The sequence below is a fragment of the Salipiger sp. PrR003 genome (assembly GCF_010500785.1).
Lineage (GTDB): Bacteria > Pseudomonadota > Alphaproteobacteria > Rhodobacterales > Rhodobacteraceae > Salipiger > Salipiger pacificus_A.
Map to the genome: position 1 here is coordinate 1 of NZ_JAAGOV010000099.1, position 6401 is coordinate 6401.

General features: G+C 60.9%; 8 protein-coding genes. 4 read left to right on the forward strand and 4 right to left on the reverse strand.

Features of this window, described 5'->3' with window-relative positions:
• Positions 1 to 162 precede the first annotated feature (162 nt).
• Positions 163 to 711 (forward strand): hypothetical protein, encoded by a 549-nt coding sequence (locus G0D83_RS29305; protein WP_164198080.1) that lies wholly within the window; start codon positions 163 to 165, stop codon positions 709 to 711.
• 162 nt (positions 712 to 873) lie between these two features.
• Here the strand turns inward: G0D83_RS29305 and G0D83_RS29310 are convergent, their stop codons facing one another.
• Positions 874 to 1098 carry a hypothetical protein gene (locus G0D83_RS29310; protein WP_164198083.1) on the reverse strand — a complete coding sequence of 75 codons (225 nt, stop codon included), beginning with the start codon at positions 1096 to 1098 and terminating at the stop codon, positions 874 to 876.
• 621 nt (positions 1099 to 1719) lie between these two features.
• Here G0D83_RS29310 and G0D83_RS29315 point away from each other — a divergent pair.
• Both G0D83_RS29315 and G0D83_RS29320 read left to right on the forward strand, forming a co-directional pair.
• Positions 1720 to 2292 (forward strand): replication/maintenance protein RepL, encoded by a 573-nt coding sequence (locus G0D83_RS29315; protein WP_164198085.1) that lies wholly within the window; start codon positions 1720 to 1722, stop codon positions 2290 to 2292.
• 48 nt (positions 2293 to 2340) lie between these two features.
• Complete coding sequence (locus tag G0D83_RS29320; RefSeq protein ID WP_164198087.1) at positions 2341 to 2727, forward strand: helix-turn-helix domain-containing protein; 387 nt, start codon at positions 2341 to 2343, stop codon at positions 2725 to 2727.
• 87 nt (positions 2728 to 2814) lie between these two features.
• Here G0D83_RS29320 and G0D83_RS29325 read toward each other — a convergent pair whose 3' ends face one another.
• Together G0D83_RS29325 and G0D83_RS29330 are read right to left on the reverse strand one after the other, a co-directional pair.
• On the reverse strand, positions 2815 to 3108 hold the full coding sequence (locus G0D83_RS29325; protein ID WP_164198089.1) for a type II toxin-antitoxin system RelE/ParE family toxin: 294 nt from the start codon (positions 3106 to 3108) through the stop codon (positions 2815 to 2817).
• Positions 3096 to 3380 carry a CopG family ribbon-helix-helix protein gene (locus tag G0D83_RS29330; protein ID WP_164198091.1) on the reverse strand — a complete coding sequence of 95 codons (285 nt, stop codon included), beginning with the start codon at positions 3378 to 3380 and terminating at the stop codon, positions 3096 to 3098. The genes G0D83_RS29325 and G0D83_RS29330 overlap by 13 nt, the downstream gene beginning before the upstream one ends.
• Before the next feature lie 307 nt (positions 3381 to 3687).
• Between G0D83_RS29330 and G0D83_RS29335 the strand changes: the two genes are divergently transcribed.
• The gene (locus G0D83_RS29335) at positions 3688 to 4476 is read left to right on the forward strand and encodes a hypothetical protein (protein ID WP_164198093.1); all 789 of its coding nucleotides are present in this window, start codon (positions 3688 to 3690) and stop codon (positions 4474 to 4476) included.
• Positions 4477 to 4847: 371 nt separating this feature from the next.
• Here G0D83_RS29335 and mobQ read toward each other — a convergent pair whose 3' ends face one another.
• On the reverse strand, positions 4848 to 6077 hold the full coding sequence (gene mobQ / locus G0D83_RS29340; protein ID WP_304610680.1) for a MobQ family relaxase: 1230 nt from the start codon (positions 6075 to 6077) through the stop codon (positions 4848 to 4850).
• Positions 6078 to 6401: the final 324 nt, after the last annotated feature.

A 6401-nucleotide genomic window follows, 5' to 3' on the forward strand; every position in this document is an offset into this window, starting at 1 on the left:
CATCGTCGGATCGGTCGCGATCTCCAACGCGCTGAAGGATCCGGAAAAGGCCCGGGCGCTCGCCGCCCTGCTGCGCCGTGCCGTGACGCGCGAAGTCGATCAGAAGGAAATCATCGGCCTCTTGGAAGAGCTCGATGACGCCGCGGCAAAGGCGGAACGACAATGAGCGCCAAAGATCCATTCCAGATCCTCGCCGATGAGCTGACCCTGATCCGCAAGGACATGGACCAGCTCCAACGCACCAGCCTCGACAAGAAGGACGCACAGGCCCTGCACCAGAAGTTGGCCGAGGGGGTCGACCGGATGCACAGGGCCGCTTCCGAGGTCCACCAAGCCATCGACAACCGCTTGGTGACCGTCGCAGCCTACCTCAAGGAAGAAGCCACCAAAGCCGCCGAGAAGGCCGCGAGAGACGCCATCCTGAAGGCCCATGACGAGAGCATCGACGCCGCCCGGAACCTCACACAGGCCGCCGGAGAGGCCCGTAGAGAGGCCTGGCGCTACTTCGGGGGGTTCTGGGTCTGGCTGGTCTCTATGCTCGCTGTAGGGGCCGTTCTGGGCCTTCTGCTGGCTTATGGGATGGAAACGGCCAAGTCTGCCCTCTCGGTCAATGATCTGGTGAGCTACAATTGCGGCAGATCGTGGTTCGGGGGGCAGGTGGTTGAGCAGGACAACGGGTCCAGCTTCTGCGCCTTCTGGATCACAGAGTAGAACCGGTGACAGGGGTCACTCCGGCCATTGCGCGGCAGACCAGTCGCGCGACGTGTGGATGACCCGGACAATCGCCAAGATTTCTTCGCCGCCCCTCTGACTAATCGCGTAAGCGAGGAGCCTGCGCTGACTTCCCCGAACAATCGGTTCTAGAAAAGCGGCTCAACGCAGGTATCGGCGCTCTTTTTTGGTGATCCTGCGAAGGACCGCAGCGAGCAGCAACGTGTAACCCAGCAGGATAAGCCCCAAGCTCAAGGGGAAAAGTGTTGTGCGCGACTGGAATCCTGAGAAAACGGTGCCGGCGTAAAAGCGGTCTGAGAGCAACAATCCAGTTCCCAGGGCCAACGATGCGTAGCCTGAATAAGACATTCTCAAACCAGTTTTCATGCTTAGACTTCCACACGTCACGTAGTTTCATTCAAGGTTTTGGATTAACGCAGATTTTCAGCATTCAGTTTCAACCCCCCAAAATTTCACTCCTTCATCTCGACGTGTTCGCCCCACCTTCCGGTTTGTTCGTCCCTCCACGCGACACCCAACATTAGAGAACTTAAAACAGACACGCCGGAGGGTATCCCTTCCCCTCCCTGCCTGACCCACCCCATCCCTGGTAACTCGCACCGTTGGTTAAGTAGCGAACTACTTAAAGTACCGCCGAGACTAACACTTCGATGCAGGCTCCCTCGTCGCCTGCGTCGTTCAAAAACTCCCCCCTCGCCCGATCGCTCGACCAGCGCTATGGGGCGCGCTCCCGATCGAACGAGCGGGGATTTTTTGCCCTCCTATAGATCATTAGAAGGCGCAAAATTTTCTTCATTTTAAATCAATTACTTGGCAGGGGGGGGTAGGTCACAGCTGTGACCTACCCCTAGGTCACAGCTGTGACCTAGGTCTGGTCGAAATTAGTGCACGTATGGTCAATATTTGACGGGACAGAACTAAACATCCATGATCTACATGCGCCCACAAATGAGCGAAATTTAGTCACGTATGAGCTAGGGGTAGGTCATGGATGAACCAGGTCAGCGGCAGCCGGAAACTCGAGCCACGCTCCCATCCAAGCCAGCACGGGGACACTTTGTGCAAACGGATCGGGCAGCGCACGAGGCTTGGGCGAGATTAGGAACGAAACACCCGGCAGCTTCGGCATTGCTACACGTATTGGCGGCAAATGTCGGCGAACAAAACGCGGTTGTTGCCTCACACAAAGTTCTAGCCAAGCTCATGGGGTCGTCTGCCTCGACCGTGAAACGTGCCCTTAGAACCTTGGAAGCCGGAAACTGGATTGAGGTTCAGCAGATCGGTGCTAGCGGCACCGTAAATGCATACGTCATCAACAGCCGTGTTGTCTGGACCGAGGCCAGAGACCGCTTGCGCTACGCTCGCCTGCAAGCCGAAGTCCTGCTGGCCGAAGATGAGCAACCCGAACCCATCGTGGCAGACAAAGCCGCTCTGCACCGACTGCCCCGCATTGGTGAGATGCAAATCCCCTCTGGCAGTGGCTTGCCACCGATCTCACAGCCCAGTTTCCCAGGCATGGAAACCGATCTTCCAGGAACACCTGGGAAAGATGAAGAGTAAACAGGTCAACACCATGAATACTGGCAACTGCGAACGATAGGAAACCCCATGGTGTACACCCTTGGAGAAGCTGCGAAGGCCACGGGGAAGTCGAAGGCAACCATATCTAAAGCCATAAAATCAGGCCGCATATCCGCCTTCAAAGACGATACAGGTGTGTTCAGAATAGATCCGTCCGAGTTGCACAGGGTTTACCCCCCAACACCTCAAAATCACAAAAAGGAAACACCTGAGAAACCGCAAGTAAACAGGGAGGAAACAGGCGAACTCAAGGCTTTACAAGCGCGTCTTGAAGCAGCTCAAGAACGGCTAGCCGACAAAGAAGCCGTAATCTCAGACTTGCGAGAGGATCGGGACAAGTGGCGACATCAGGCCACGGCACTCTTAGAAGACAAGAGGCCTCGCGGGCTCTTCAGAAGGCTTCTGGGGCGCTGACGTACAAGTATTGTTTAGGGCAGGTTAGGTAAGATGCCGGGGGCACTCCTTTAGCAGGGGAGCGCTTTCAGATCCCATTTCCGTAGCTCAGTAGTATCCCGCTTCTCTCTGGTGCCTGACCGCCAGCACCACGGCCTGCTCGCCGTCGACGCGGTAGAGAACGACATAGCCGCTTTCGCCGAACGGGATCAGCCATTCCCGAAACTCCGGATCCATCTTGTCGGCCGGACGGCCCGCGCCGGGATGCGCGGCCACGATCTGCATCCCCTCGCGAATGGCCCGCACGGCACGAGACGCCGCATCCGGGTTTTTCGGAGCCAGGAAGCCATGGCAGCGCCGGACACCCGCAAGGGCCTCCGGCGTCCAGATCAGGTGTGGCATTCAGGAGGCTCCACGTCCTGGCCGGCCTCAAGCTGGGCCAGCCAGTCGTCCGCTTCGGCCTGGGTGACGTGCAGACCAGTGGCCTGATACGCCGACCATGCCTTTACGGCCTCCTGCCGGAACGCCTCGCGCTTTTCCTCGCGCTCGACATATTGGGCGATCGCTTCCCGCATCAGGTAGTGCGGAGTGCGGTGCTGCGCCTTGGCAAGCTGGCGCATCCGAGCGTGAACATCGGCGTCCAGCTTCACCGCGACGGGATGGGTAGCAGACATGGAATAGCTCCCTGGGTATTACGAGGTAATACCTCTTATATAGCATGGCCCAGCACTGGAACCAGAGAGATCCCCAGCCTCGCGGAGACCTGAGCGGCTCAACCCTGAGTAGCTGGGAGTCGGGGAACGGGTTTTATGGGGCGCGCAGCAGCGCGGCCCGCCCTCGTCTCGCGGTTGTGCCAAAGGGAGCAGTAGGGATGGCGAGGCCCCGGTCGGCTCCGCCGGCTATTCGGGCCCGTGACCAAAGGTCAGGTTCACTGTCTTTGCTCCCCTTGACGGGCATTTCAAACCAGCGATCTTATCCCTGATGATCCTGCATGACGTATCTGCGGCGGCAGCCCGCACGCACTGGGCCCGCGGGCTGACCACGGACCTGATTGTCCAAGCGGCAGAGCAAGAGCCGAAAGTCGATATCATAGCGGCCGCATTGACCGCAAAGAGCGGGCGCAGCCTCGTTGCTTTGCAACGCGCGGCAAAACGCATTGCCCGGCACCCAGGATGCGCCGCCGCACGGGCAACCAAGCAAGATCGGACCCGGGCCCTCGAGGTGGTCATTCGCGGAGCCCGGCGGGACTCGGAGTTGCGCTATGCCGATCAGCAAGATGGCTTCAGGCAGGACCTGGTGCGCTACATTCTACGTCAGCTTACGGCCAAGGAGACTAAAGACTCCATCGTCGTTTTGACGCGCCACACACTACAGCGATGGATCGAGCGCGGCGGCGCCGGAGATCCGCGCCAATTCTTGCTTCAAAAGCTGGATCGCGCCATCGTCTACGCGCTTCAGGACGCGGACTTGATCGCGGCCACCTCCGCAATCCTCGCGGCGAACTTGCAGGACCAGGGAGCACAGTCTGCCCGCTTCGGCGTTCCCGATGAGCGCGGCGGATTATGGATTGCGGGGCTTTCTGGATTTGCGACCCAATCTCCACACGTGAAGTATCGCAGCCTGCTAGCTTTCCTCACATATTTGGGCCAGGACATGATGAGCGGGGCGCAGATCGCGTATCGCAAGCGCGCCGTCGACCAAGGTCTCTTCGCGGCTACGCGCGACTTCCCAGATCTCTTTCGCCCGCGCGCAACGCGGGACGTGCCCTAAGATTGTCTGACCTAGTGAGCGCGGCGAGCCCGTAACCGGGGGTCATCTCTGACGCCGCGCCGGCCGCAGTGTGATTAGATCCGTCCCACCGCAGGGCGCGCTCGTCGCGCTCCCTATCACGATATCACGGACAAGCGATTCTCATGGCTTCAAAATGGCAAGGCGGTGAGCGCGATCCACTCCGTGAGTGGTGGGGGATCAGGACCAAAAACTCCGGGCCTGGTATCGGCGACGGATCACGCTCCAATTTTTCTTGGGAGCAGTATGGCTTCACGTGCAATCAAAAGGAGAGTGAGCGCGTCACCTGACCTGAAGCTCGGGCGCCTTGAGTTTCAGAAAAGCTGACGGGAAACGCCGCAGCAGCATGATGCTTACAACTCGTGGTCATAGCCCCGATCACGAATGGCATGACGCTCCTGCTCGAGGTCGTTTTCGAGGTGCCTGTCACGCTGCCGCTCTTGGGCTGTGCTCACCTCGTAATCCTCTCGTTCCTGTCTATAGCTCGAGAGCCGTTCTCTGAGAGCGTCACGATCCACCCCGGAAAAAGCAGAACGTAGCCGCGCGGCAAGACCTTCAGAGGTATCCCGTTCTGGGACCTCGACCTCCGGCAGCTCCTGTTGCCGTTCCTGGCGATCGGCCCAGGCCTCGCGCAGGCGCGTCGCGAGATCGGCAGGCCGGTCCTGGTCAGTAGCTACTCCGGACAACGCCAGCTCGGCGCGACCGCCGCCCAGCCGATCCAAGGTGCGCTCGGCGGCATGGTCGAGCCAATCACGGACATGACCCGCCAGCTCCTGCGCCACGCGGGCGACCTCGACCGCCTGCGCCTTGATCTCGTGCCAGGCGCGCACTCGGCCGACCTCGTGGCCGCGCTCTTTCATCTGCCACGCTCCCGGTGAAAGCTGCGGCAGCGGCTCGCGGTCCAGCGAGATCGCCCGCACGGTCTCGCGCAGCTCCGTGCCCTCGTCGCCGCGCTCCCGCGCCTCGGTCGCCCATTCCAGTGCCTCCTCCCGCTGCGCCTCGAGGGTGCGGTGGTCGATGCGCTGCTCGAGGCCGGCGCGCTCGAGGGCGTGGTTGCTGCCCACCGCCCACGCCTCGCGCCAATGCTCGAGGAGCTCGACCTTGTTCCAGTCGCGGTTCTTGGTGGTGAACCCCTCGGCGCCGATCTCGCGCGTGGTGAGCAGGATGTGGGCGTGGTGGTTGCGATCATCGCCGTCGCGCCCGGGCGCGTGCAGGGCGATATCCGCGACCATGCCGCGATCCACGAACTGTTCTTGGGCGAAGTCTCGGACCAGCTCGACCCGCTGCGCGTGGGCCAGCTCGGCAGGCAGGGCCACGCGCACCTCGCGGGCCACCTGGCTGTTCTTCCGGGTCTCGGCGCGCTCGACCTGGTTCCACAGCTCGGATCGGTCGTAGGCCCAATCCGGAGCGTGGTCGGGGGCGAGGATCTCGGTGTGATCGACGCCGCTGCGCCCCGCGTAATCGAAGGTCAGCCCCGTACGGTGATCTTCGATACGCTCCGCCGCCCGGTAGGCGATAGCCGCCGTGGCGGAGCGGCCCTGACTGCGGGAGATCATCGTGGCTCTGAGATGATAGATCGCCATTCGGGGCCGCACTTCGCTTAGGGGTCGAGGGGAAACGCCAGTCTCCCCCGCCCACACAAACGCTAAGCGTTTGTATAAGTGGGCACTTCGTGGTTGCACCCTGAATCAACCTTTGCGAGAAATCAACCGCTCTCAATCGTGCGGAGGTAAGAATGGCGCGCAGCATCGATCAGCAAATTGCGGAAACGCAGGCCAAGTTGGCCCGGCTGAAGGAGAGGCAGAAGGCCAGCGAGACCCGCCGCAAGATCATCGTCGGATCGGTCGCGATCTCCAACGCGCTGAAGGATCCGGAAAAGGCCCGGGCGCTCGCCGCCCTGCTGCGCC

Excerpts from the sequence above, each read along its gene's own strand:
- G0D83_RS29330 (WP_164198091.1), bottom strand. The coding sequence starts at position 3,380 with ATGTCTGCTACCCATCCCGTCGCGGTGAAGCTGGACGCCGATGTTCAC.
- G0D83_RS29305 (WP_164198080.1), top strand. The coding sequence starts at position 163 with ATGAGCGCCAAAGATCCATTCCAGATCCTCGCCGATGAGCTGACCCTG.
- mobQ (WP_304610680.1), bottom strand. The coding sequence starts at position 6,077 with ATGGCGATCTATCATCTCAGAGCCACGATGATCTCCCGCAGTCAGGGC.
- G0D83_RS29315 (WP_164198085.1), top strand. The coding sequence starts at position 1,720 with ATGGATGAACCAGGTCAGCGGCAGCCGGAAACTCGAGCCACGCTCCCA.
- G0D83_RS29320 (WP_164198087.1), top strand. The coding sequence starts at position 2,341 with ATGGTGTACACCCTTGGAGAAGCTGCGAAGGCCACGGGGAAGTCGAAG.
- G0D83_RS29310 (WP_164198083.1), bottom strand. The coding sequence starts at position 1,098 with ATGAAAACTGGTTTGAGAATGTCTTATTCAGGCTACGCATCGTTGGCC.
- G0D83_RS29335 (WP_164198093.1), top strand. The coding sequence starts at position 3,688 with ATGATCCTGCATGACGTATCTGCGGCGGCAGCCCGCACGCACTGGGCC.
- G0D83_RS29325 (WP_164198089.1), bottom strand. The coding sequence starts at position 3,108 with ATGCCACACCTGATCTGGACGCCGGAGGCCCTTGCGGGTGTCCGGCGC.